Source organism: Fodinicurvata sp. EGI_FJ10296 (assembly GCF_040712075.1).
Taxonomy (GTDB): Bacteria; Pseudomonadota; Alphaproteobacteria; order DSM-16000; family Inquilinaceae; genus JBFCVL01.
The window spans coordinates 417,052-440,487 of record NZ_JBFCVL010000001.1 but is presented as its reverse complement, the minus strand read 5'-3'; the positions used below and the strand labels follow the sequence as shown (position 1 = coordinate 440,487).

Sequence of the window (23,436 nt, the reverse complement as noted above, 5' to 3'; positions counted from 1 at the left end):
GATCAGAGGCCTCTTCGCTCGTGGGCGAGGAGGTCTTTTTTTGTCCTCAGTCCCTCCCCGCCGCTGTAGCCGCCAAGGCCTGTTGTGGCGACAACCCGGTGACATGGCACGATGATCGGAATCCGATTGCGGCCGCAGCCCGTACCAACGGCCCGTGGGCTGCTGGATATCTCACGGGCGAGCCCGGCATAACTGGCGGTTTCGCCATACGGGATATTTAGCATGGCGGCACGCAGCCGCGCCTGGAATACCGTTCGGGGGTTCGCGAGTGGTATGGCGAATCGGCGAAGCTGACCATCGAAGTAGGCCTTCAACTGTGCCTGAACATCTGCCAGGACCGGCGGCAGACGATCCGGCGACATCAGCTGTTTGTCCCCGGGATTATTGTCCGCATCGGCTGAACCGTCAGTTTCGCCGATCGTTATGCCGGAAAGCACCCACGCTTCGCCCTCCCTAGCTGCGTTAATACGCAGGATCCCGATTGGAGATGGGCACATCAATTCCATGCTGACTTCCACGATCATGGGCCGTCAGGTTTCAGGTCCGCGGGATTCGTCACTGGTGGATAGCACATCATTCCCTGACATCGATACGCCGTTGCTTGGCCCTGAACCCGTGTCTTTCCCGCTGCCGGGTGGGATTCCGGCAGATTGGAGGTGTCGGAGACGGTTACCACCATGCGTCTTGGATCCGCGACGTTGCGTGCGGCCTCTCCAAGAGCTTCCGTCGCCGGATCTCCATTCTCTCCAACGATGATCACGGTTTCAGCATTGTAAAGGTGATCGATCCCGGCGAGGTAGCTGGCAAGCGGGAAAATATTTCGTTGAAGCGCACCACCGAAGGCCCGGATGATGCCTTCGGCCCGGTCGGCAAAGCGTTGCTCGCCGGTCAAGTGGTACAAGCGGGCCAGGCCAATGAGAAGGCTGCCATTGCCGGACGGCTCCGCATTGTCGTGAATACTCTTCGTTCGCACGATCAGGGCTTCGGCATCGTCGGCCGTCAGAAAATAGCCGCCGGCATCGCGATCGGCGAACCGCTCTTCGGTCGTGTCGGCCCAACCGACAGCGAGCTGAAGGTACTTCGACTGCCCTGTCGCCATGAACAGAGCCAGCGCAGCCTGGATCATCGCCGCATAGTCGGTCAGCATTCCGATTTGATGACGCCGGCCATCACGCCAGGCGTGGAAAAGCCGATCGCCGTCGCCAAGTGCGTCGACAACCGCATTAAATGCTCTGGCGGCCCTGGCGGTCCAGTCCGGCTGGTTCATGGTGGCGCCGCAACGCGCCAGCGCCGCGATGGTCAGTCCGTTCCAGTCGGCCAGAACCTTGTCATCCAAAGCGGGTCGGACGCGCTTCGATCGGGCCTGGAACATCAGTGTCATCGGCTGGGTAAGTGCCTGCTCGACCGAAGGTTCGGGCAGACCGTCGGCGTGGCGGCGATTAAGGATGGTCACACCCTCCCAATTCCCCTCCGGCGTGATGTCATAAGTTTTCTCCAGCAAGGCCATGGTCTCGGGCTCGACCGCGTCATCCAGGGCCTCGCGGATCTGCTTCTGCGTCCAGATGTAGAACCGCCCCTCCTCCCCTTCGCTGTCCGCGTCCAGGCTGGCGGCGAACGCACCGTTGGACAGAGTCATCTCGCGGTCGAGCCACGCGACGGTTTCGTGGATACGGTGCGAGAACAGCGGATCGTCGGTCGCCAGCCATTGCATCAGCAGAAGGTCGAGAAGCTGGGCGTTGTCGTAGAGCATCTTCTCGAAATGTGGCACGAGCCACTGGTCATCGACGGAATATCGGGAGAAGCCGCCGCCCAGATGGTCGTAAATGCCGCCCTGGCACATTCGCCGCACCGCCAGTTCGACGGTGGCGGCAAGCGCCGGTGAACCTGTCCGCCGGGCGGCGTGCCAGATCAGCGTGAGCACACTGACCTGCGGGAACTTCGGTGCGCCCTTTATGCCGCCATGGACCGGGTCCATTTCCGCGGCCAATTGTTCGGCTGCCTGGTCGATGATGGCCGGATCGACGGCCTCGACGGACTCGCTCTCGCTGAGCCGCGCTAGAGCCGTACGCAGCGCGTCCACGTTGCCGGCAACCTTGTCCGGGTCCTGGTGGTACACCTGCGACACCAGTTTCAGGACTTCGGCAAATCCGGGACGGCCGAATTTTGGCACGGACGGGAAATAGGTTCCGCCCCAGAACGGGTGGCCGTCCGGCGTCAGGAACATGGTCAGCGGCCATCCGCCGGGCTGACCGGTCATGACGAGGGCGTTCATGTAGATCTGATCGATGTCCGGCCGCTCTTCCCGATCGACCTTGATGTTGACGAAAAGCTGGTTCATGACCTCTGCAATGGCGGGATCCTCGAAGCTCTCATGGGCCATGACGTGGCACCAGTGACAGGCGGCATAGCCGATCGACAGCAGGATCGGCTTGTTCTCCGCTTTCGCCGTTGCCAGCGCCTCACTGCCCCACGGATACCAGTGTACCGGATTGTCGGCATGCTGGAGCAAATACGGGCTTGCGCTGTCCGCCAGACGATTCTGCGTCATCGGTACCCCAATGGCTGGTGCTTCGGATTCGGGATGGTGGCGAAATCGCGGACGATTTCCTTTATCCTGTCGCGTGAACTTTAGGTGATTCCTTTGACGGGAGCAGTCAATGAATATCCGCATCGACATAGAATGCACACCCGAGGAAGCCCGCACTTTTCTCGGGCTGCCCGAAATCAAGCCATTGCAGGATGCGATGATCGAACAGATGCGCCAGCAGATCCCCGCTTCCATGACCGCCATGGATCCCGAGACGCTGATGAAGACCTGGATGCCGATGTCCCTTCAGGGTCTGGAACAGATGAATCGGGCCGTATGGGATGCCATGAACCAGAGCGCGCGTTCCGGCAGCGGGTCACGGCAAACCAGCGATGACGAGAAGCCTGAAAGCGACGGAACGACGGCCGGCGGCAAGAAGTCGGGCCGACGATAGGGACCGAACACAGCTGATGTCACGAGACACAATTTTCGCCCTCTCCACGGTGCCGGGAAGATCCGGTGTGGCGGTCATCCGCATTTCGGGTCCTGAGGCACGTGGCGCCCTGGCAGCGCTGACCCCGGGCGATCCGGTACCGGCCGATCGGCGGGCCAGACTTCGACAATTGAAGGATCCTGAATTCGGCCCCGGATTCGGTGACGTCATCGACCAGGCTCTGGTGCTGGGGTTTGCGGGGCCACGGAGTTTTTCCGGCGAGGATATGGTCGAGATCCATTGCCATGGAGGACGGGCCGTGGTCGATCGGCTGTTGTCTGTATTAAGCCGGATGCCGGGATTGCGCCCGGCCGAGCCCGGTGAATTCACGCGGCGGGCGTTCGACAATGGTAAGCTCGATCTGACGGAGGTCGAGGGTCTGGCCGATCTGATCGACGCGGAAACCGCGGCCCAGCACCGTCAGGCCCTGCGGCAGATGGACGGTGCGCTGGGTCGGCTCTACGACGGTTGGCGGCAAACTCTGTCGCGTGCGTTGGCCTATGCCGAGGCCGATCTGGATTTCCCGGACGAGGATTTGCCCGAAGGGATCACCGATACGATCGCACCAACTCTGGCCGGAATCGGATCGAGTATCCGTGCCCATCTTGCGGATGCAAGGCGCGGAGAACGCGTTCGGTCGGGGCTGGAGATTGCCGTCCTGGGGCGCCCGAACGCCGGGAAGTCCAGTCTCGTCAATCTGCTGGCGCAACGGGATGCGGCGATTGTCTCGGCGGTCGCCGGGACGACCCGGGACGTGGTCGAGGTCCATCTGGATCTTGGCGGATACGCCGTTGTCGTTGCCGATACCGCAGGAATGCGAGAGATCGGTGACGAAGTCGAATTGGAAGGGGTCCGCCGGGCACGCTTGCGCGCCGATAGCGCCGATCTGCGGGTCCTGGTGGTCGATGCCGCCGATCTCGACGCCGCTGGCGGCCTCCCCGACGATCTGGCGGAACTGTGTTCAAGAGACACTGTGGTAGCGGTCAACAAGATCGATCGGCTGGTGGGACCCGTCACACTGTCGGCGATTGAAGGCCCCGCAATCGGCGTGTCCGCTGTCAGCGGAGCGGGCATTTCGGATTTGGTGGAGATGTTGGTGTCGATGGTTCGCGACCGCCTGAGCGGTGACGGCGGCCCGCCGCTGACACGGGCCAGACACCGCGATGCGTTGGCCGAGTGTGCCGATGCCCTTGACCGGGCCATGGCGGCCCCGTTACCAGAACTGGCAGCAGAGGATGTGCGTCTGGCGGTTCGTGCGCTGGGGCGCGTTACCGGTCGCGTCGATGTCGAGGATATCCTCGACATCGTGTTCCGCGATTTCTGCATTGGAAAATAGGGGTCATCGTTTCACGTGAAACGATGACCGACAGAAGCTTTACCAGGATGACCACCATGACCGGACCTTCGCATGCATTGACGTGCATGTCTTCCCGATCCGATGCCGGCAGAGCGCAGGACGGCGAAGCCGAACGCTATGATGTCCTCGTGGTTGGCGGCGGGCACGCAGGCACCGAGGCGGCCGCCGCTGCGGCACGATTGGGCGCGCGGACGGCACTGATAACCCACCGTCTCGACACGATCGGGGCGATGTCGTGCAATCCGGCGATCGGCGGGCTCGGTAAGGGACATCTGGTCCGGGAAATCGACGCCCTGGACGGCATCATGGGCAAGGCGATCGACCGCGCCGGTATCCAGTTCAGGATGTTGAACCAGCGTAAGGGTCCTGCGGTGCGCGGGCCTCGGGCACAGGCGGATCGGGAGCTGTACAAGCAAGCGGTCCGGGCTCTGCTGGGCGAACAGGACGGACTGTCACTGATCGCCGGTGAAGTGGCCGATCTTATCGTCGAATCGTCGGCCGAGGCGAATGGGACGGTCAAAGGGGTGCTGCTGCGGGACGGACGCCGGTTGCTGTCCGAGGCCGTCGTCCTGACAACCGGCACGTTCCTGAATGGTCTGATTCATATTGGCGAAGAAAAAATTCCGGCGGGACGTGTCGGTGAGGCCCCTTCGGTTGGTTTGTCAGCCCGTTTATCGCAGGCGGGCGTGCCTCTTGGCCGATTGAAGACGGGCACGCCTGCAAGACTCGATGGTCGAACAATCGACTGGGATCGTCTGGAAGTGCAGCCGGGCGATGACCCGCCGACGCCCTTCTCGTATATGACCGATCGAATCACGACCCGACAAGTCCCGTGTCATATCACCCATACAACCCGCGAGACACACGCGCTCATCCAGGCGAACCTTCACCGCTCGCCGATCTATGGCGGCGCTATCGACAGCACTGGGCCTCGCTATTGTCCGAGTATCGAAGACAAGGTCGTGCGCTTCGCGGACAAGGAACGTCACCAGATATTTCTGGAGCCGGAGGGGCTGGACGATCACACCGTCTATCCCAACGGTATTTCGACCTCCCTGCCCAAGGATGTCCAGGACGCTCTGATTGCGACCATTCCGGGGTTGGAGCGAGCGCGGATCCTGCAGCATGGATATGCGATCGAATATGACTATGTCGATCCGCGATCGCTGACACCGGCTTTGGCGCTGCGCCACCTTCCCGGCCTTTTCCTGGCTGGACAGATCAACGGGACGACAGGATACGAGGAAGCCGGTGCGCAGGGACTGATCGCCGGCCTCAATGCTGCACTTCGATCGGGCGCCGCAGGCGGCACCGGCGCCGAAGAAGGTCCGACGTTCAGCATTGACCGAAGCCAGGGATATATCGGCGTTCTTGTCGATGACCTGATCCGGTACGGGGCGCCGGAACCGTACCGGATGTTCACCTCTCGCGCCGAGTACAGATTGATTCTCCGCGCGGATAATGCCGACCAGCGGCTTACCGGCCTGGGCGCGGCGATCGGATGTGTCGGAGCCGCGCGGCGCGAACGCTACGATACGAAGATGACAATGCTGACCGATGCTCGCTCACGCGTGGAAACGCTTTCGCTCACGCCTCAGGAGGCTCGGCGCCATGGGCTGGCGGTGAATCATGACGGTGTTCGTCGGTCTGCGTATGATTTGCTGCGTTACGAAGAAATTACGATCGACCGACTGGCCGCAATCTGGCCGGGACTCGGTGCCTTGCCGGCGGATGTGGCAGAGCAGATCGAGATCGACGGTCGGTATGCCGGATACCTTCAGCGGCAGAGTGCGGATATTCGTGCCTTTCAGCGTGATGAAACGCTGCAGCTTCCGGCATCGCTGGACTATGCGCACATCGGGGGCCTTTCCAATGAAGTTCGAGAGAAGCTGGAAAAAACGCGGCCGGCGACGCTCGGCGCTGCAGGACGAATTCCGGGGGTGACGCCGGCTGCACTCATTCTTTTGCTGCAGCATGTCAGAAGGGTTCGGGCAGCCGGGTCTGAAGGCACCGAAGCTGAAGTCCCTGATGCCGCCTCCCCCAATTCCTGTCCCAAATCACGGCTGAGCGCATGACCAACGAGAAAGCAACCGGCGGATCGACGGCGGCTGCCGGAACCGCCCCCCTCGATATCGGGCCTGCAGAGTTCCAGGCATGGACGGGTGTTTCACGTGAAACGCTCGATCGACTGAAAGTCTACGCCGACCTGCTCATCGAGTGGCAGCGCCGGTTAAACCTGATCGGCGCGACGACCCAGCCCATTCTCTGGCAGCGACATATGCTCGATTCGGCCCAACTCTATCCACTGTTGCCGGCAGAATGTCGCGTGCTGGTCGATCTTGGCGCCGGTGCCGGCTTTCCCGGGCTGGTCCTCGCCGCGATGGGCGTGGCCGAGGTGCATCTTGTAGAAGCCGACAGTCGGAAATCGGCTTTCCTTCGCGAGGCGGCGCAGGCCATGGCCGTGAACGTCAGCATTCACACCCAACGTATCGAGGCCATGGAGCCGTTTCCCGCCGATGTCATCACGGCCCGAGCCCTTGCAGCGCTTTCGGTATTGGTGGACATGAGTCAGCCGTTCACGCATAAAGGGACGGTAATGGCGTTTCCCAAGGGGCGGAATGGTCTGCGGGAAGTCGCGGAAGCGAAAGAGTCCTGGACACGCAAGGGCTGGACACCGGATGTCCGGACGGTTTCCAGCGTGACCGATGCTTCCGCTGCAATCATCCTGATGACCGGCCTGCCCGCGGCGTTCGATGATGCTGATACGCAGGACAAGCGGCCAGCAGCGCCAACGCCGGAGTCGGTCGAAACCCGCAAGCGGTAAAGGAAAGCAACGTGTCGGCCAAATTTATCCAGGACCTTCCCAGCCGGGACATGCCGAACATCGATGGTGCAGTCGTCGCCGAAAAGGACGCCGATGAACGCGGCGGCCGGACTGCGCGCATCCTCGCAATCGCCAATCAGAAGGGCGGTGTCGGCAAGACGACCACGGCGATCAATCTGGGCACAGCGCTGGCCGCCGCTGGCAAGCAGGTTCTCATCATTGATCTGGACCCGCAGGGCAATGCGTCGACAGGCTTGGGTATTCCTCGGGCTAATCGTGGCAAGGGGTCCTACCAGCTGATCCATGGCGAAGCGACCGTCCAGGACGTCACATTGCCCTCTACGGTCCCGGGATTATGGCTGACGCCGTCGGCTGTCGATCTGAGCGGTGCGGAGGTGGAACTCGTGACGGCGCCGCGGCGAGAGTATTATCTGCGCAGCGCGATCCGAAAAGCACCGCCTGATGTCGATTACGTCCTGATTGACTGCCCCCCTGCCCTGGGCTTGCTGACGTTGAACGCCTTGGTCGCGGCCGATGCGGTTCTGGTACCGTTGCAGTGCGAGTTTTATGCGTTGGAAGGGCTTAGCCATTTGATGCGGACGATAGACCGGGTCAAGAAGGCCTACAACCCGTCGCTGGAAATGCAGGGCATGGTTCTGACCATGTTCGACCGCCGCAACAATCTGTCGGATTTAGTCGCACAGGATGTCCGGGAGCATTTCGGCGCCCGCGTCTTCACAACGGTCATACCGCGCAATGTCCGGGTGTCAGAGGCGCCGAGCCACGGCAAGCCGGTGCTCCTCTATGACGTCAACTGTGCCGGCTCAAAAGCCTATATCCACCTTGCCGGGGAACTTCTGAAACGCGACAGCCGGGTGCCTGCGTAATGTCTACTCCTCCCTCCAGACGGCGGCCGAGTCTCGGCCGCGGTCTCGATGCCCTTTTTGCCGACGACGACGACCTTGCGCCGGTAGCCGTGTCCGACGACAACGCCGACGGCACCGGGGATAGCCCGGTCACCCAGCGGCGGGGCGGCGCGACCTTGCCAATCGAAAGTCTGGTGCCCAACCCCTACCAGCCGCGCACCCGCTTCGATGAGGACGAACTGAACGGCCTGGCCGACTCCATCCGCCAGCAAGGCGTTCTGTCGCCTGTGATCGTGCGCGAAGACCCCGACGAAGCCGGCCGCTATCAGATTGTTGCGGGCGAACGCCGCTGGCGCGCGGCACAACTGGCCCAACTGCACGATATACCGGTCATTGTCCGGTCGCTGACCGATGCGGATATTGCCCAGATTGCGTTGCTGGAGAATGTCCAGCGCCAGGATCTTGATGCCGTCGAGGAAGGCGCGGGCTATCGCTGCCTGATCGACCAATTCGGCTATACCCAGGACGGACTTGGCCGAATGCTCGGCAAGAGCCGCAGTCATATCGCCAATACGCTGCGCTTGCTCGATCTGCCCGATGACGTGCTCACCTTGTTGAAGGAGCGGGCGCTGTCGGCCGGTCATGCCCGTGCGCTGCTGTCGCACCCCGACCAAGTTGCAGCGGCGAGGGTCGTGATCGATGAAGGCCTGACGGTCCGTCAGACGGAAGCCCTGGTCAAGGAAGCCCTGGCGCCTGTGGGTGAAAGCGGTGGCGATGACGCGCAAACGGGTGTTCCTGGCGACGATGTCGGCGCTTCAAGCCCGGACGCCGCGGCATTGTCCGGGGCCGCTTTGCGGAACAATGGCCAAAGATCCAAAGACGCCGATACCCTGGCCCTGGAACATGATTTGACCTCGGCCCTCGGACTCAGGGTGTCAATTGATGGCGACAAGTCCGGAGAATCGGGCCGGCTGACGATCCACTATTCCTCGTTCGACCAGCTCGACGATGTTATCCGTCGGATTAGGGGCGGCGGTTGATCGTCCTCGTGCCCGGCTGACAAGCGGGGCCGTGGGGGTTGCACGTCAGGGCCGGTTTATCGTCCCGGACGGCCGGACAATCGAGCAATCTGGAACAATGTCCGTTCGGCCAGCGAGACGTCAGGTATCCCGGTTGATTTGCACTGGATTTCTGCTTCCAGCAGGCGGTCCAGGGCCGACCGGAGCGAGGCTGAGCCCCAGCGGCCAACCTGGCTGATTACCCTGTCCCTGTGCTTCCAGAAAACGGGCGGCTTGATTTCCGCGACTGCCTTTGCAGCCGGCATCCCGGATTCCCGAGCATCGACGGCCGGAACCAGTTTGAGCAAATGGCGCTGTGCGGCCCGCAGGATCCCGACAGTCGTGGCGCCCTGTTCCAGACTTGCGTGGAAGGTTCGCCCGACGATGGCAATCGCGCCGTCAGCAACGGCCAATGCCAGATCGTCCAGCGACCGTTCAGCGGAATCGCCGACACATTGACGAACATCGTCCGCTGTAGCGTGGCGGCTCTCCGCCGTCGAGCCGGCTTCGCTCACGGGCTCGTCCAGATACAGCGCGATTTTCTCGATTTGCCGGCGGGCGACGGCCCTGTCGGATCCGATGGCATCCAACAGCACCTGATGCGCCTCGGTGTCGAGCATCAGACCATTCGCCCGAGCGGTTTCGGTGATGAAGCCACCCATAGCCGCGTTGTCGAGCGGATAACAGCCGATGGCAGCTACGCTGCTGCCGCTGGCCTCTGCTGCTTTCCGCAGCGCGGAGGATGGCTTCAGGTCACCGGCTTCGATCACCACCAGAACCTCGCCCGGCGCCGATGTCGCAAGATCGGCCAGGGCCGCCGCGACGGCTTCGGGGGCCTCGGTCAGTCGAACGACACGTTTGCCACCCAGCAGCGATGGACTGCGGGCCTCGTCGACCAGGCGGGCAGGATCGCCCTTCAGATCTCCCGCACGCAGGTTGACGATTGCGAGGCCTGTGTCCACCTTGTCCGGGCCGCTGCCTAGAAAAGCTTTGATGGCAGCAGATCCGCGGTCCGAGACGAGTCCGGCATCAGGGCCATAGAGGACGACGACAACGGTCTCTTGCGGCAGTCGGGACAGGTAGGCGTCGGCCTTGTTCGGTTGGATCTTAGCCAAGGCGCGCTCGCTTTCTGGCGCATGGGGAGCCGTTAAGGCGTCGGCTCTGCCGCGCGATTGGCCTGAACGGCGCTGAAATGCGTCGCCAGGGCGATGCGAATATCTTCAGCGGTCTGAACCAGAGCCCGTTCGCGCGCGTCCCGTTCCGCGCTCAGCGTTGCAAACTCGTCGTTCTGGCGGTTGTAGCTGGTGATCGTGCGCAGACTGCCGCTTGTCCCCTCGCCGCCGTCGAGAGAGGACAGCGTATACTGAGCCGCCATCGTGAGGTTTCTACGCGTTCCGCTGCGCCCGTCCTGAACCGCCAGATTCGCTTGCGATTCGGTCAATGTGACATTGAGGCGGTATCCGGGATCGACAGGGCGGCCGCGTGGATTGAGCATGCGGATGAGATAGGTCCGCAATTGCTGGCCTTCGCGCTCGGCGATCACCGAGACATCAATGGCTGCGAGCTCTTCTTCGGCGCCCGCACCGCCGAGTGTTCCGTAAACCGGCCTGAATCCGCAGCCGGCCAGAGCCGAAAGCCCGGCCAGCGCCATTCCGGCCTGCAACAGCTGCCGGCGGCTGACCGACGCCTGAGCTGGCGCCCGTTCCGCCGTGCTACGACGCGACGACATTGACGATCCTGTTCGGCACCACGATGACCTTTCGGATGGTTTTCCCATCAATGGCTTTTCGGACGGCGGACTCGGCCAACGCGGCGCTTTCCGCGGCCTCCTTCTCGACATCGCGCGGCAGATCCAGGGTCGCCCGGAGCTTTCCGTTGACCTGAATGCCCATTGTGACCGTGTCCTCGACGGTAAGGGCCGGATCGGCTTTCGGCCAGGGGGTGTCGATGACCAACGCGGAGCCATCCAGATGGGTCCACAGTTCGTCGGCGAGATGGGGCATGATCGGCCCCAGCATCAGAACAGTGGCCTCCAGGGCCTCTCGCAGGGCCCATGCCTCGCCCTCGCCGGTTCCCGGCAGGTCCGCGATGGCGTTGGTCAGTTCCCGCAGGCGGGCGACGGCACGGTTAAGCCGGAAGCCCTCGATGTCCTCGGTCACGCCGGCAATCGTGCGGTGGACAAAGCCGCGCAGGGCCCGGCCCCCGTCTGACATGGCCTGAGGCGCAGGCGTTCCCGCCTTGGGCAGTGGGCACTGCGGTTCGGTAACCAGCCGCCACAGGCGGCTGACATAGCGCCACGCCCCCTCGATGCCGCCGGATGTCCACTCCAGATCGCGTTCGGGCGGGCTGTCGGACAGCAGCAGCAGCCGCGCGGTGTCGGCGCCATAGGTCTCGACCACCGCTTCCAGGCCGACGACATTCTTCTTCGACTTGGACATCTTCTCCAGACGTCCCCGGACGACCGGTGTGCCGTCAGTTATCTTTACGAGCTGTCCGTCCCGTGTCTCGACCTCTTCCGGGTACAGCCAGGCGCCGGTACGGTCCCGGTAGGTCTCGTGACAGACCATCCCCTGGGTCATCAGGCCGGAAAACGGTTCCGTCGCCGACAGGTAGCCGCAATCGCGCAGCGCACGGGTGAAGAACCGCGAGTAAAGCAGGTGCAGAACGGCATGCTCGATACCACCGATATATTGATCGACCGGCATCCAGTAATCGACTGCCGCGCGATCCAGCGGCTGGTCAGAGGCCGGGCTGCAGAACCGGGCGAAATACCACGAGCTTTCGAAGAAAGTATCGAAGGTATCGGTCTCGCGGACCGCCGGCTGGCCCGTCTCCGGACAGGTGGTATATTTCCAGGTCGGGTGGTTTTCGAGCGGATTGCCGGGTTGGCTGAGATCGATATCCCGGGGCAACTCCACGGGAAGCTGATCTTCCGGCACCGGGACCATTGTCCCGTCCTCGCGATACATGACCGGGATCGGGCAGCCCCAGTATCGCTGGCGCGAGACGCCCCAATCCCGCAGGCGATAACGCGTGGATCCGGTTCCGCTGCCTTGTGCCTCCAGCGCTTCGATGACAATGCGTTTCGCAGCGGCGACATCGAGCGGGGCGTCGCCATGCAGCGCACCCAGATCGTAGCGATAGGCCGGCCCGTCGGCATCGACGAAGGCCGTGGCCTCGACATGGAACACTTTCTCGCTGCCGATCAGGCCGGTGGGATTGGCAGTGAAAGCAGCGCGCGTCCTGTCGTCCAGCGCTTCGGCCTCTTCTGCCGATAAGGCCCGAGTATCGGCTGGCCACAGGGCCGGGCGAACGGCAAGCCCATATTTCCGGGCGAAATCCAGATCGCGCTGATCATGGGCCGGGCATCCGAAGATCGCGCCGGTGCCGTACTCCATCAGAACGAAATTGGCGACATAAACGGGGAGCGTGCGCGCGGGATCGAGCGGATGACGCACCTTGAGCCCGGTATCAAATCCCTGTTTTTCGGCCTTCTCGATCGCCTCTTCGCTCGTTCCCTGACGGCGGCATTCGGCGACGAACGCCGCCAGAGCCTGGTCCCTGTCAGCCAGCGCCTCGGCCAGCGGGTGGTCTGGCGAAACGGCGCAGAACGAGGCCGCGAAAATCGTGTCGGGCCGGGTGCTGTAAACGTCCAGCGCGGCCGGCAGATCGCCAGAGCCTCTGTTGTGTCCTGCGCTTTCCGGAACGACAGGAAAAGTCACCGTGGCGCCCTGTGAGCGCCCGATCCAGTTTCGTTGCATCAGGCGGACACGATCTGGCCATTTGTCCAGGCTGTCGAGGCCGTCGAGCAGTTCGTCGGCGTATTGTGTGATTTTCAGGAACCACTGGGTCAGCTTGCGCCGCTCGACCGGCGCGCCAGTACGCCAGCCCTTCCCCTCGATCACCTGCTCGTTTGCCAGGACAGTGTTGTCTACCGGGTCCCAGTTGACCCAGCTTTCCTTGCGATAGGCCAGACCTGCCTTGAGGAAATCGAGAAACATCTTCTGTTCGTGCCGGTAGTAGTCGGGCGAACAGGTGGCCAGCTCGCGGTCCCAGTCATAGGACAGACCGATCAGCTTGAGTTGATCGCCCATCGTTCTGATATTCTCGTATGTCCAGTCGGCCGGATGAACATCGTTCTGAATGGCCGCATTCTCCGCCGGCAAACCGAAGGCATCCCACCCCATTGGATGCAGTACATTGTAGCCGCGCGCCCGGTAAAAGCGGGCCACAACGTCGCCGATGGCGTAATTGCGGACATGACCGACATGGAGCCGTCCCGACGGATAGGGAAACATTTCCAGGACGTAGTATTTTGGCCTGTCCGGGTCTTCGGTTACCGTGAAACTCTTACGGTCGGCCCAGATGTGCTGCCATTTTTCTTCGGTCTCGCGGAAATTGTATCGGGACATTGTTCACCAGTTGGAAATTCGACGCTGGACGGGAATCGAGCAGCGGGCCGTCGGATCGGGAAAGTGGACGCAATGGCATTTACAGCCGTTCGTAACGCCGTTCCCGGACCCGGGCCAGAATCGCGTCCTCGATCTCGGTGGCGGAACCGGGACGTGCCTCGACATCCGTCCACTCACCGGCCGCGTTCTGAATCTGGCGAAACGCCGTTACGTCAAGAGAGGCAGCGGACAATTCGCGGTCGCGGATCCTGACATTCAACCGCACCCGTTCCCCCGGCGACTCCGGCAGCGCGTACCAGTCGGTCAGGATCGTGCCGCCGAATGGATCGGCGGAACGGATCGGCATGAAGGACAGCGTATCGAGAGAGGCGCGCCATATGTCCGCGTTCACGCCGACATTGGACGGGGCGGGCCCCTCGCGGTCGCTGAAGATGACGACCGGTCCCTCGCTTTCCGGCGCTGGGGTATCGAACATGCCGCATCCGGCGACGAAGAGCCCGGCGAAAGCGAGAACGACCCCGGCCGGGACGCGACGGCAATGGTGCCTGTGTCTGGTCATGATGACGATTAATCAGAAATTGCCGTTGCGTTCAAGAGCGACAGCACATCGACCGGCTGAGAATGCCGACAAACGGGGCCCCACCCAATGGACGATCGAGAGTTCAGGTCCCTGACTGCGCTTCGTAGCGATCAAGGGCGCGCGCCATGGCCGCCGCGATGTCCTCGCCGCCCGGCCCTCCGGCCCACCGGTCGGCCGACGCCGGTGTCTCGGGCGCTTCATCGGCCTCATCCCGCATTGGACCGCCCGGATTGTGTCCCTGAACTGTCGGATCCTGCGTGGTCGGGACATCTGCGCCGGCACCCGCAGGGTTCAAACCGAGTGCCATTGCCCGCATGACGGCTTCGGTACGGTAGTCAATGCGGCCATCGCTACCATGACCGGTGCTTTCAGCGACGGCCGGGCTCGCCGCAGCGTCCGAGTCATCGGGCGATGCGCCGCCCGGGGACGGTGATGGGCGGCCTGGTCGGTCGATCGTAACCGTGCGTGGCCCGGTATCGCTGCGTCCAAGGGGGAAAAAGGTGACTGTTTCGCGGACGGTACCGGCATTACCTGGGGCACCTGTCTCCGGTCCGGTCGGCTCCCGGACCCCTGCCAACTGCTCCGTTGCGCCCGATCCCGGGTTTGCCGCACCCGGGTTATTGCTGCCCAGGGCAAGGGTGCCGGCCCAATGTTCCGGCCCAGCGTCGGTTGTGCCCGCACGGGCGTGCCCGGTTGATCCCTGTTCCGTTCCCCGGGCCATCGCCGGGCTGGGTGTTTCAGCCGACGGACCCGTGCCGGACGCCGCTGCCCAATGGCGGGGTTCCCGTGCGTCGTTCCGGTCCGCCACTGCGTCCGCGCCCCTGCCGGTTACGGCGGTGTAAATGTGCCCCATGGGGTCGTTGCCGGTCGTTTCCTCGATCATCGCCGAGGCGACGCCGCCTGCCAAACCCAGAGGGCCGCCGAAGACGCCGGCGCCAAGAACCCGCGAAACCGGTTTGATCTCGTCGCCACTGATATCGCGATAGATCGTGCCGACAACGGGCAGATGGTGGAGTGGGTTGACGATGTCCATGAAATCGCCAAACCCGAAAGATGTGTCCGCCGCTGGGGCGTTGGCCGCTGGGGTGTTGGGCGATCCGCCCGCCCGGGTGGCCGCCGCCGGCGTCTCGGACCCCGGACGGTCCGACCGGGGTCGCTCGGCCCCGGCGCGGTCCGAAAACTGACGCGCCGTTGTTGTGCCCCCGGCGGCCCAATGCTGACTGACATCGATCGACATGATTGTATCTCCGGTGACTCCGAGCCGGCCGAAGCGACTGACATTCGGGTCGAACAGGCCCTCGACCATGAATCAAAGCAAGAGATGTGCCAGTGCGACCGGAGAACGATGGAACGCCGAAATATGCGACCGGTCTACGTCGGGAAGCGCCGTACTCGGGGGTACTGCGGGGGCAGGCGGGCAATGATTGCCCATCGGACGCCCACTAGGGGCGCCGTCTTCCCGGCATAAACTGCCGGGTGGGAGGATAGTACCGGAGCCCGTTCAAAGCAGAATGTGGCCACTGCGATCGCGTTTGGTGCGAAGATAGAATTCGTTGTGACCGTTGGCCGGGAATTCATGGGCCACCCGTTCGGCAACGTCGATGCCGAATCTCTGCAGTTGAGCCACCTTGTCGGGGTTGTTCGTCAGCAAGCGAACCGATTCGACCCCCAGCAGATCGAGCATCCTGACTGCGGGGCGATAGATTCGTTCGTCGGCGTCATAGCCGAGCATTTCGTTGGCATCGACGGTGTCGAAATCATCATCCTGAAGCCGATAGGCGCGGAGCTTGTTGATGAGACCGATGCCACGCCCTTCCTGAGCGAGATACAACAGCACCCCGCTGCCGGATCGCGCAATTTCGGCGATCGCGCCGCGCAGCTGTTCGCCGCAGTCGCAGCGCATCGACCCCAGCAAATCGCCGGTAAAACATTCCGAGTGAAGGCGAATCAGCACGGGAGCGCTGGTATCCGGCGACCCGATCACGATCGCCAGATGCTCTTGTCCGCCGTCGGTCGGCCGAAAGGCGACGACTTCCGTGGCATGTGCAAGATCAAGCGGGACCCGGGCGCGCGCCACGGGGTAGAGGCTGCGGGCGCCGTAATCCTCGTACTGGTCGATGTCGAAGGCCGTGACGGAAAGGCAGTCTGTTTTTGACAGAAGCCGCTCTACCCCCAGGGGACGATCGATCGGCGCGACCACGACCGCCGGCAGCAGCCGTGCCAGTTTTGCCAGCCGGACCGTCGCCAGCGCACCATCCTGAGAGGTGGTAACCGGATCCGGTCGAATGATCCGTTGCTGCAGTCCGTCGAGCGCACTGGGCGCGACACGCTCAAGCGGGTCGGCGAGAGCCCGGACCAACCCGGCCGACGGAGCATCGGTGCCGGGAGTCAATGTCATGACGCCTGCGGCCGCGACCTCGGCGGCATCACCACCGACCGGATCCGCTGTTCGGGCTTCGGCCAGACCGAGGGCAATGGCACGCTGCAGTGTGATCGCAATCGAAAGCGGACCGCCGCTCAGCTCCGCCAGGCGTGTCAGGACCGCATCCGAAGCGTTCTCGCATGCAACGGCCAGCAGGGCAGGTCCGCGATCCGGCCGCACGAGGACGAAATCTCCCCGGCGAAGGTCCCCCATCGCGCGATCGACCGCGCGCAATGAGGCTTGCCGATCGCTCAGCATGCCGATCGGCCGCGATACAGTCCCGGCGTTCTGATCCCGAGGCGACTCCGGCTGCGTTGCCGGAGGAGCCTGCTTTGCGGACGGTGGGGAACCGTCTGATCTGTTCATACGCCGCGATATCCCGTCGTGTGGCTGGTCGTGCCCCAGGCCGTGCAGCTGCTGGGCCGGTAGCGGTTTCGCCCGCGCCTTGCCACCTGTCAAGCGTGGCACGCGAGCAACCTGATGTCCTGTTGCGGCAGATATGGGCGTTGGCCCGCGTACCTTCAATCGCACCGACAGGCGATCCGGGTCTGTCACCTGACCCGTTAACAAGATAGGATTCGCACATTGAGAGCAACAACAGCGGCCTTCGGTACCGATACCTGCAGTGTCGCCGGCCCTGGCCGCAACCAGGATCGTGTACCGGAAGGAATGGACCGGGCAACATGGAAAAGCGTCAGACAATCCTCGTCGTGGCCGAAGAAACGATCCTGATCGACGTTCTGGGCGACGCGCTGCAGGGAGACGATATTCTGCAGCTGCGCCACGCTGCGGCGGCGGATGCCGCACTGAAATATCTGGAGGAGGACCCCGTCGACGTCGTCCTCCTCTGCGCTCCGGCAGCGGCCCCCGATCCACAAAGCGCCATTTCGGCATTGTGGCACGATATCCGCGCCATCTCGCCATCGGTGCCGATCGTCGTGATGACGACGGATCCCGAAGCCCTCCGGCCGCCCGGCGACGAAGCGGAGGACGCCTGGGATGCCGTCGTCTGTCCGGTCAGACTTGCGACATTGATGGCGGTGCTGCGGGCCAGTCTGGTGCGTGAGGGTCCGGGCGCCCGATCCGTGGTCCTCGGACCCTTCCATCTGGATCCGGGCGCAAAGGTGATCGAGGACGGCGAAAAAGGGACCAGCGTTCGGCTGACGGAAAAGGAGACCGCGATTCTGGTCTTTCTCAGCAGTCGGATTCATGGACCGGTTACGCGCGATACACTCCTTGGCGAGGTGTGGGGCTATAATGATCGCGTGACGACACACACACTGGAAACCCATATCTATCGTCTGCGCCGCAAACTGGAGGCGCTCGGACCCGAAGGACCGGGACTGGTGCATACCGAGCCCGGTGGCTATCGCTTGAACGTGAATGGCGCGGCCACGCTGGCCTAACGGCTCTGACGCTCGCCGCTGTCGTGGGCTTCGGTGGGGGCTCCGACTTCAATCGGGGGCGTCAGTCTCGGGCGTGAGGTCCAGTGTCACCGGCAACCGACGTCCCGGAGACGGCGCGCCAGTCCCACCCCCCCGTTACGAGGCCCGAGCCGCCAGTATCGCCATCATCACCGGTGTCGATGCCCAGAGCGGACAGGTTGGCACGGGTGACATCGTCGAGGACGAGGTCATTGCGCCGCGCCGCGGCGGCTGCCCGGCTCAGAACCATGTCGAATTCGTCCAGCGTGCTTTCCAGCTTGACGCTTGAGTTCGACGAATCGAGACGGACGGTCATCCAGCCTTCGGAACGGTCGCGCTTTGTCGAGAAATACTTGACCGACATATCGGTCAGTTCCTGCCACCGAAGAGACCGCCCGAGCGGGCCCGATACTCGAAGGCCCACATTGTCGACCGTTACGGCGGTGGCATGGCGCATGGCCGTTCTGATCAGGAACGCAGCAAACACGGTCAGTATCGACCCCAGCACGATGCCGGGAATCCAGTGGACGTCGACCAGAACCATTGGAAGACCGGCCATAACGGCGCCGGCCCCGCCGCGAAGATAGTCTCCGACCAATGGTGATCTGCGATAGCGCAGCACCGTGGCGGTATCGGCACCAGAGGGCGGTGAATGTTGACGCAGGTTTTCAGGCATAGTCGACAGATACCAGCCGCCGTTGCCGAAGGAAAGGCTGCAGAGAGTCGAAGCGCGCCCGCTGACAAGGCGGGCGGCAAGACGATGGTGACCTAGCCGAGACGCCTTTCGTGCCCCGAGGACCATGTCTAGTAATGGTTGCTCCGCGCCGACGCCGGAACTCCGGTTCGGCAAATGCAAGTCTGGTCTGCCCGAAGGATCGGGTTTTGACCCGGAACCCAGAGAGTTTGGCGGCTTTGTGCCAGGACATGTCCGGCGGATGTCCGGGCTGGGTCGACGGAGCCGAATGCTGTGAGCACAACATCCTGAATTTGCACAATAATTTTCTCTCGGTTCGTGAATGCAGGCCCCTGCCTGGCGCAAAAAGTGGAACTGCATTCCCAGTTTGCCCAACTGAACAGGCAGAAAAGCGTGGCTATTGACATGCCTAGAAATTCTGAACTGCGGCAATCGGACTGGCCTTTCGTGCCAATCCAAAAACATGAGCGTCAGTCGATATCGACCCACACCGGCACGTGATCGGACGGCTTCGGCATCCAGCCGCGGGCGTCACGCAAAATCCCGTGGTCTCGCAACCGGCCGCCGAGTCCCGGCGTCACCCACACATGGTCGAGGCGGCGGCCACGGTCCGACGTCGACCAGTCGCGGGACCTGTAGGACCACCAACTGAAAAGCTTTTCCTCAGCCGGAACAAAATGCCGGCTGGCGTCGATCATACCGCTGGCTTGCTGCAATCGATTGAGCGCCTCGACTTCCGCAGGGGTGTGGCTGATAACGCCAAGCATCTGTTTGTGAGACCAGACATCATTTTCCATCGGCGCGATATTCAGGTCGCCAACCACGACAACGTCGCGGCCCTGGCCCCGTGCGCGGGTCACCGTGCCGGGCAACCAGGCTGTCAGTTCCTCGACAAATGCCAGTTTGTGCGCGAATTTCGGGTTGTTTGCGGGGTCCGGAACGTCGCCGCCGGAAGGAATATAGAGATTGTGGATCTCAGGCCCGTCAACCAGACGCACGGCGATGTGGCGCGCGTCATCGCGGTCGCACCATGTGAGGCTTTCGCTGTGGTCGATCGGCAAGCGCGAGAGGATGGCGACACCATTGTATCCTTTCATGCCGGCGATCGCGATATGGCCATAGCCAAGGTCGCGAAAAGCATTGGCCGGAAAGAGATCCCTGACCACTTTCGTCTCCTGAAGACAGAGGACATCGGGCCGATGCGATTCAAGGAAACGTAGCACCAGGTCGATCCTGAGCCGAACGGAATTGATGTTCCAGGTCGCTATACGCACGGGAATGTTGCCTTTTGTTGAGTGAGGCGATCGGTTCCGGGCCGAGGATGTAACACAAATTCACAAGGGGAGATGACCCGCGTCACTCCCTGCTGCGCTGCGTGGCCGTCAAGCGGAGCCACAGTCCATGAACCAGAGCGTTGCGAACGCCGGAAAAAACGTACTAACCCTTTGGAAAACCTCTTGGAATGGGCGATGCGATACTTATCTGAAAGGCGGATAGGCAATACCGGAATTCAGATCTGGCCCCGAGTTCAAATTTGGAGGTTTTCGATGGATATCCGATCAATGGTTCCGTTTGGACGCGGCCGGACGGGCCTGAGCAGACCAGAAGCCAGTGGATTCGATGCACTTCAGAAGGAAGTCGACCGGCTGTTCGATGAGTTCAGCAACAATTTCGGCCGCGGTTTCGGCGCGCTGACCTCCGGTCGGGCGGTGCCGCGCATTGATATTGCAGAGACTGACAAAGAGATCGAGATCACCGCTGAACTGCCTGGAATGGAGCAGAATGACATCGATATATCGCTTGCGGGCGACGTGCTGACCATCCGCGGCGAAAAGAAGTCCGAGCGGACGGAGGAAAAGGGCAAGGCCTATCACGTGACTGAACGGAGTTATGGCGCGTTCTATCGGTCCGTCGACCTTCCCCCCGGAGTCGAAGCCGATTCGGTGAAGGCGACCATGTCGAACGGCGTGCTGAAGGTGACAGTACAGAAGCCCGCCGAGGCGGAAAGCCGAAAGATCGCGATCAGCGGATCGTGATCCAATCCGCCGACCGGCGGCCGATTGGGTCCATGGCGTCGGCGGCCGCTAGAGCGGTCGCCGGTCGCGCGCGGTCCGCACGACCTCTCCAAAATGGCGGAAAAGGGCTGTGCTTTCCGGCGACTCCCAATACCGCCATTCAGGGTGCCATTGGACGGCCAGCACGAATCCGGGTGTGGTCACGGACCGAAAGGCTTCGATCTGGCCGTCGGGCGCGGTCGCTTCGATTGACAGACCGGGCGCCAGCCGGTCGACGCCCTGACTGTGGACAGAGTTCACGAGCGGTTGCGGCTCGGTGAACAGCTTTTCCAGAAGACCATTGGCCGCCACGGAAACCCGGTGAGCGAGACCATATTGTATATCGGCTGTCTGCGTATCGTCGGCACGGTGATCAAGGCGCGATGGGATTTCGTGAACCTTCTGGTGGAGTGTGCCGCCAAGAGCGACGTTGATCTCCTGAAAGCCGCGGCAGATGCCCAGTAGCGGAAGACCGCGATCGATTGCAGCCCGTATCAACGGCAGCGTCGTTGCGTCGCGAGCCGGATCGTGCAGCGTGCCGGCGTCGCTTTCCGGCCCCTGATAGTGCGCAGGTTCGACATTCGAAGGGCTGCCGGTGAGCAGGATGCCGTCCAGGCGATCCAGCACCTCGTCCCAGTCATAGTCATCGCCCAGCGCCGGAATCAGAAACGGTAATGCGCCAGCGCCGTCAGCCACGGCCCGGATATACTTGTCGCCGGCGATATGGAACGGGTGCAGCCCGATCTGCTTCATGCAGCAGGGAATGCCGACGACGGGCCGCCCCTTGCTCGTCCCCTTTTTCAGCCGGGAACCGGCGCCGTCGGGGTCGGCATCATGGTTTGGCATGGGCGAGGTCACTCCAGGTTCGGTAAATGCGATGCGGGTCCGATGCAGTTTCCCGATACTAAGGGTTTACCATTAGCGACGCGATGTCTGATGGACCTGCCGACCCATCAGTCTATATCGTCGCCTTATGGATCAGTCAGTTCAAGCTCTGGTAAACTATAAGGGCATTGCGGTGGTCGCATGGCTGGCGGCGCTGTTCATGCTCGAACGGCTCGCGCCGCGGACGCCGGCGCCGCCGGACTTGCCGCCGTGGCGCCGCGTGACCCGAAACGCCATGCTGTGGGTGTTCAACAGTGGTCTCAGCCCGCTCGTCGTCATCCCTGTGTCCGTCTGGGCCACAAGTCATGCGCTTGACTGGCGGCCGGCCTGGTGGTCGGGCGCGCCCGGCCTGATCATCGATCTTCTCATTCTCGACTGCTGGATCTATTGGTGGCATCGCGCCAATCACGAGAGCCAGTTTTTGTGGCGTTTCCATGAGATTCATCACCTGGATGAATTTCTAGACACGACATCGGCCATCCGATTCCACTTTGGCGAGGTGCTGATGGGCGCTGCCGTGCGGGCGCTGATCGTCATTCTTCTCGGCATTCCCATCGCGTCGATCATCGTATTCGAAACGCTGATCCTGATTGCCGCCGTGTTCCACCATTCGAATATTCGCCTGGCGCCGCGGCTCGAAGCTGCCCTGCAATGGGTCGTGATTACCCCTGGCATCCATTGGGTCCACCATCACGCAATAAGGCGGGATACCGACAGCAATTACGGCACAATCCTCAGTGTCTGGGATCGGCTGTTTGCGACCCGAAGCCGCACCCGACGCTGGGCAGGCATGCCGATCGGCGTCGAGAACCGACGGGAACTGGATATCGGGCGGCTCATCCTGCGTCCTTTCCGGCCGCGCGACGACGCAGCCGGGGGAAAAGCGGCGGCCGTTGGCAAGGCTGAAGAATCTGCCGATGGTGCCGATCGGTAACAGGAAGTCGCCACCGGTTGGTCCGGTTGTATTTTTGCCTTGCGTTAGCGCTTGGGACCGCCGATATCTCAGGAACTCTGCAAGGGTCTGTTCAGCACGTCCGACGATGACGTGCTCGTCAGGACAATGCCAGCCGCCGGACGTGCTGAGCAGACTGGAGCCGGGTCACCATCTGATGCGCAACCGGATTTTTGGAGTACCGGATTATGACCACGCAAATGGTCGCGCGTTCAGAGGGGTTCGACTTGGACACCAGTTTGGCTCAGGGGAGCAGTGTGTCCAACGTTTCCCCCATGAACGTCGCGAAGATCACGAGTGAAGCGCCTGCGGACGTGGCGAGTGGCGGTACGGGACCGTCGTTGAACGGCGCGCCGACTGATGTGCCGTCGTCCACGAACATGGATCACTTCATCAGCAAGGACGGCGAGTATTTTGCCGGCACCCATCTGATCATCGATCTGTGGGAGGCCTCGCGTCTCGACGATATCGACCACGTCCGGCAGACCCTGATCAAGGCGGTTACTGCCGCCAAGGCGACGCTGCTGCACATTCACCTGCATCACTTCACCGAGAACGGCGGTATTTCCGGCGTTGCGGTATTGGCGGAAAGCCATATCTCCATTCATAGCTGGCCGGAAATCGGTTATGCGGCACTGGATGTGTTTATGTGCGGCGACAGCGAACCAGCCGATGCCATTCCGGTTCTGCGCGACGCTTTCGACCCTGGCCGGGTGGATGTCAGCGATATGCGCCGCGGCCGCGTTGCCGAAACCGGCGTCGACACGGCAAAGCTTCGGACCGGCACGGCGGCCTGAGTCGCCACGCTGCGAAAGTTTCAACTGGAATCGAGCAAGCGATGGCGCCGGTCGGGTTACCCCGGCCGGCGCTGTTCGTTTCGTCGGCAGA

General features: G+C 62.5%; 21 protein-coding genes. 10 read left to right on the top strand and 11 right to left on the bottom strand.

Annotation, left to right across the window (positions count from 1 at the left end; translation table 11 throughout):
* Positions 1 to 2: 2 nt before the first annotated feature.
* Positions 3 to 524 carry a methylated-DNA--[protein]-cysteine S-methyltransferase gene (locus tag ABZ728_RS01990; protein WP_366653945.1) on the bottom strand — a complete coding sequence of 174 codons (522 nt, stop codon included), beginning with the start codon at positions 522 to 524 and terminating at the stop codon, positions 3 to 5.
* Positions 521 to 2,548, bottom strand: a complete 2,028-nt coding sequence (locus tag ABZ728_RS01985; protein ID WP_366653944.1) for a thioredoxin domain-containing protein — start codon at positions 2,546 to 2,548, stop codon at positions 521 to 523. The genes ABZ728_RS01990 and ABZ728_RS01985 overlap by 4 nt, the downstream gene beginning before the upstream one ends.
* A gap of 109 nt (positions 2,549 to 2,657) precedes the next feature.
* Here ABZ728_RS01985 and ABZ728_RS01980 point away from each other — a divergent pair, with 109 nt between their 5' ends.
* The 6 genes from ABZ728_RS01980 (at position 2,658) to ABZ728_RS01955 (ending at position 9,107) form a co-directional block, all read left to right on the top strand.
* Positions 2,658 to 2,981, top strand: coding sequence for a DUF6489 family protein (locus ABZ728_RS01980; RefSeq protein ID WP_366653943.1), 324 nt, complete (start codon positions 2,658 to 2,660; stop codon positions 2,979 to 2,981).
* A gap of 16 nt (positions 2,982 to 2,997) precedes the next feature.
* Positions 2,998 to 4,356: a tRNA uridine-5-carboxymethylaminomethyl(34) synthesis GTPase MnmE gene (gene mnmE, locus ABZ728_RS01975; protein WP_366653942.1), complete on the top strand. Its 1,359-nt coding sequence runs from the start codon at positions 2,998 to 3,000 to the stop codon at positions 4,354 to 4,356.
* 86 nt (positions 4,357 to 4,442) lie between these two features.
* Positions 4,443 to 6,452, top strand: a complete 2,010-nt coding sequence (mnmG, locus tag ABZ728_RS01970; protein WP_366654343.1) for a tRNA uridine-5-carboxymethylaminomethyl(34) synthesis enzyme MnmG — start codon at positions 4,443 to 4,445, stop codon at positions 6,450 to 6,452.
* Entirely contained in the window at positions 6,449 to 7,201 is a 753-nt protein-coding gene (gene rsmG, locus ABZ728_RS01965) for a 16S rRNA (guanine(527)-N(7))-methyltransferase RsmG (protein ID WP_366653941.1), read from the top strand. Before mnmG ends, rsmG begins: the two co-directional genes overlap by 4 nt.
* Positions 7,202 to 7,251: 50 nt before the next feature.
* Positions 7,252 to 8,088, top strand: coding sequence for a ParA family protein (locus tag ABZ728_RS01960; RefSeq protein WP_366654342.1), 837 nt, complete (start codon positions 7,252 to 7,254; stop codon positions 8,086 to 8,088).
* Positions 8,088 to 9,107, top strand: a complete 1,020-nt coding sequence (locus tag ABZ728_RS01955; RefSeq protein ID WP_366653940.1) for a ParB/RepB/Spo0J family partition protein — start codon at positions 8,088 to 8,090, stop codon at positions 9,105 to 9,107. Before ABZ728_RS01960 ends, ABZ728_RS01955 begins: the two co-directional genes overlap by 1 nt.
* A 56-nt stretch (positions 9,108 to 9,163) precedes the next feature.
* On the opposite strand, the gene holA is transcribed toward ABZ728_RS01955, so the two are convergent.
* From holA to ribA, 6 genes are all read right to left on the bottom strand, one after another.
* A complete protein-coding gene (holA, locus tag ABZ728_RS01950; RefSeq protein ID WP_366653939.1) occupies positions 9,164 to 10,240 on the bottom strand; it encodes a DNA polymerase III subunit delta in 1,077 nt (358 codons plus the stop codon).
* A 32-nt stretch (positions 10,241 to 10,272) separates the two neighbouring features.
* Entirely contained in the window at positions 10,273 to 10,854 is a 582-nt protein-coding gene (gene lptE, locus ABZ728_RS01945; RefSeq protein WP_366653937.1) for an LPS assembly lipoprotein LptE, read from the bottom strand.
* Positions 10,838 to 13,537, bottom strand: a complete 2,700-nt coding sequence (gene leuS / locus ABZ728_RS01940) for a leucine--tRNA ligase (protein WP_366653936.1) — start codon at positions 13,535 to 13,537, stop codon at positions 10,838 to 10,840. The genes lptE and leuS overlap by 17 nt, the downstream gene beginning before the upstream one ends.
* A 79-nt stretch (positions 13,538 to 13,616) precedes the next feature.
* Positions 13,617 to 14,096: a DUF3576 domain-containing protein gene (locus ABZ728_RS01935; protein WP_366653934.1), complete on the bottom strand. Its 480-nt coding sequence runs from the start codon at positions 14,094 to 14,096 to the stop codon at positions 13,617 to 13,619.
* Between the two features lie 103 nt (positions 14,097 to 14,199).
* Positions 14,200 to 15,354, bottom strand: coding sequence for a hypothetical protein (locus tag ABZ728_RS01930; protein WP_366653933.1), 1,155 nt, complete (start codon positions 15,352 to 15,354; stop codon positions 14,200 to 14,202).
* 264 nt (positions 15,355 to 15,618) lie between these two features.
* A complete protein-coding gene (gene ribA, locus ABZ728_RS01925; RefSeq protein ID WP_366653932.1) occupies positions 15,619 to 16,905 on the bottom strand; it encodes a GTP cyclohydrolase II in 1,287 nt (428 codons plus the stop codon).
* A gap of 317 nt (positions 16,906 to 17,222) precedes the next feature.
* Between ribA and ABZ728_RS01920 the strand changes: the two genes are divergently transcribed.
* Positions 17,223 to 17,945: a winged helix-turn-helix domain-containing protein gene (locus tag ABZ728_RS01920; RefSeq protein WP_366653930.1), complete on the top strand. Its 723-nt coding sequence runs from the start codon at positions 17,223 to 17,225 to the stop codon at positions 17,943 to 17,945.
* Positions 17,946 to 18,006: 61 nt separating this feature from the next.
* Here the strand turns inward: ABZ728_RS01920 and ABZ728_RS01915 are convergent, their stop codons facing one another.
* Complete coding sequence (locus ABZ728_RS01915; protein WP_366653928.1) at positions 18,007 to 18,639, bottom strand: hypothetical protein; 633 nt, start codon at positions 18,637 to 18,639, stop codon at positions 18,007 to 18,009.
* Between the two features lie 488 nt (positions 18,640 to 19,127).
* Positions 19,128 to 19,931 carry an exodeoxyribonuclease III gene (gene xth / locus ABZ728_RS01910; protein ID WP_366653927.1) on the bottom strand — a complete coding sequence of 268 codons (804 nt, stop codon included), beginning with the start codon at positions 19,929 to 19,931 and terminating at the stop codon, positions 19,128 to 19,130.
* A 183-nt stretch (positions 19,932 to 20,114) separates the two neighbouring features.
* On the opposite strand from xth, the gene ABZ728_RS01905 reads away from it, so the two are divergent.
* On the top strand, positions 20,115 to 20,693 hold the full coding sequence (locus tag ABZ728_RS01905) for an Hsp20/alpha crystallin family protein (protein WP_366653926.1): 579 nt from the start codon (positions 20,115 to 20,117) through the stop codon (positions 20,691 to 20,693).
* Positions 20,694 to 20,741: 48 nt separating this feature from the next.
* Here the strand turns inward: ABZ728_RS01905 and ABZ728_RS01900 are convergent, their stop codons facing one another.
* Positions 20,742 to 21,557, bottom strand: coding sequence for a gamma-glutamyl-gamma-aminobutyrate hydrolase family protein (locus tag ABZ728_RS01900; protein ID WP_366653924.1), 816 nt, complete (start codon positions 21,555 to 21,557; stop codon positions 20,742 to 20,744).
* A gap of 127 nt (positions 21,558 to 21,684) precedes the next feature.
* Here ABZ728_RS01900 and ABZ728_RS01895 point away from each other — a divergent pair, with 127 nt between their 5' ends.
* Positions 21,685 to 22,530, top strand: coding sequence for a sterol desaturase family protein (locus ABZ728_RS01895; protein ID WP_366653922.1), 846 nt, complete (start codon positions 21,685 to 21,687; stop codon positions 22,528 to 22,530).
* A gap of 275 nt (positions 22,531 to 22,805) precedes the next feature.
* On the top strand, positions 22,806 to 23,345 hold the full coding sequence (gene speD / locus ABZ728_RS01890; RefSeq protein WP_366653920.1) for an adenosylmethionine decarboxylase: 540 nt from the start codon (positions 22,806 to 22,808) through the stop codon (positions 23,343 to 23,345).
* Positions 23,346 to 23,436 lie beyond the last annotated feature (91 nt).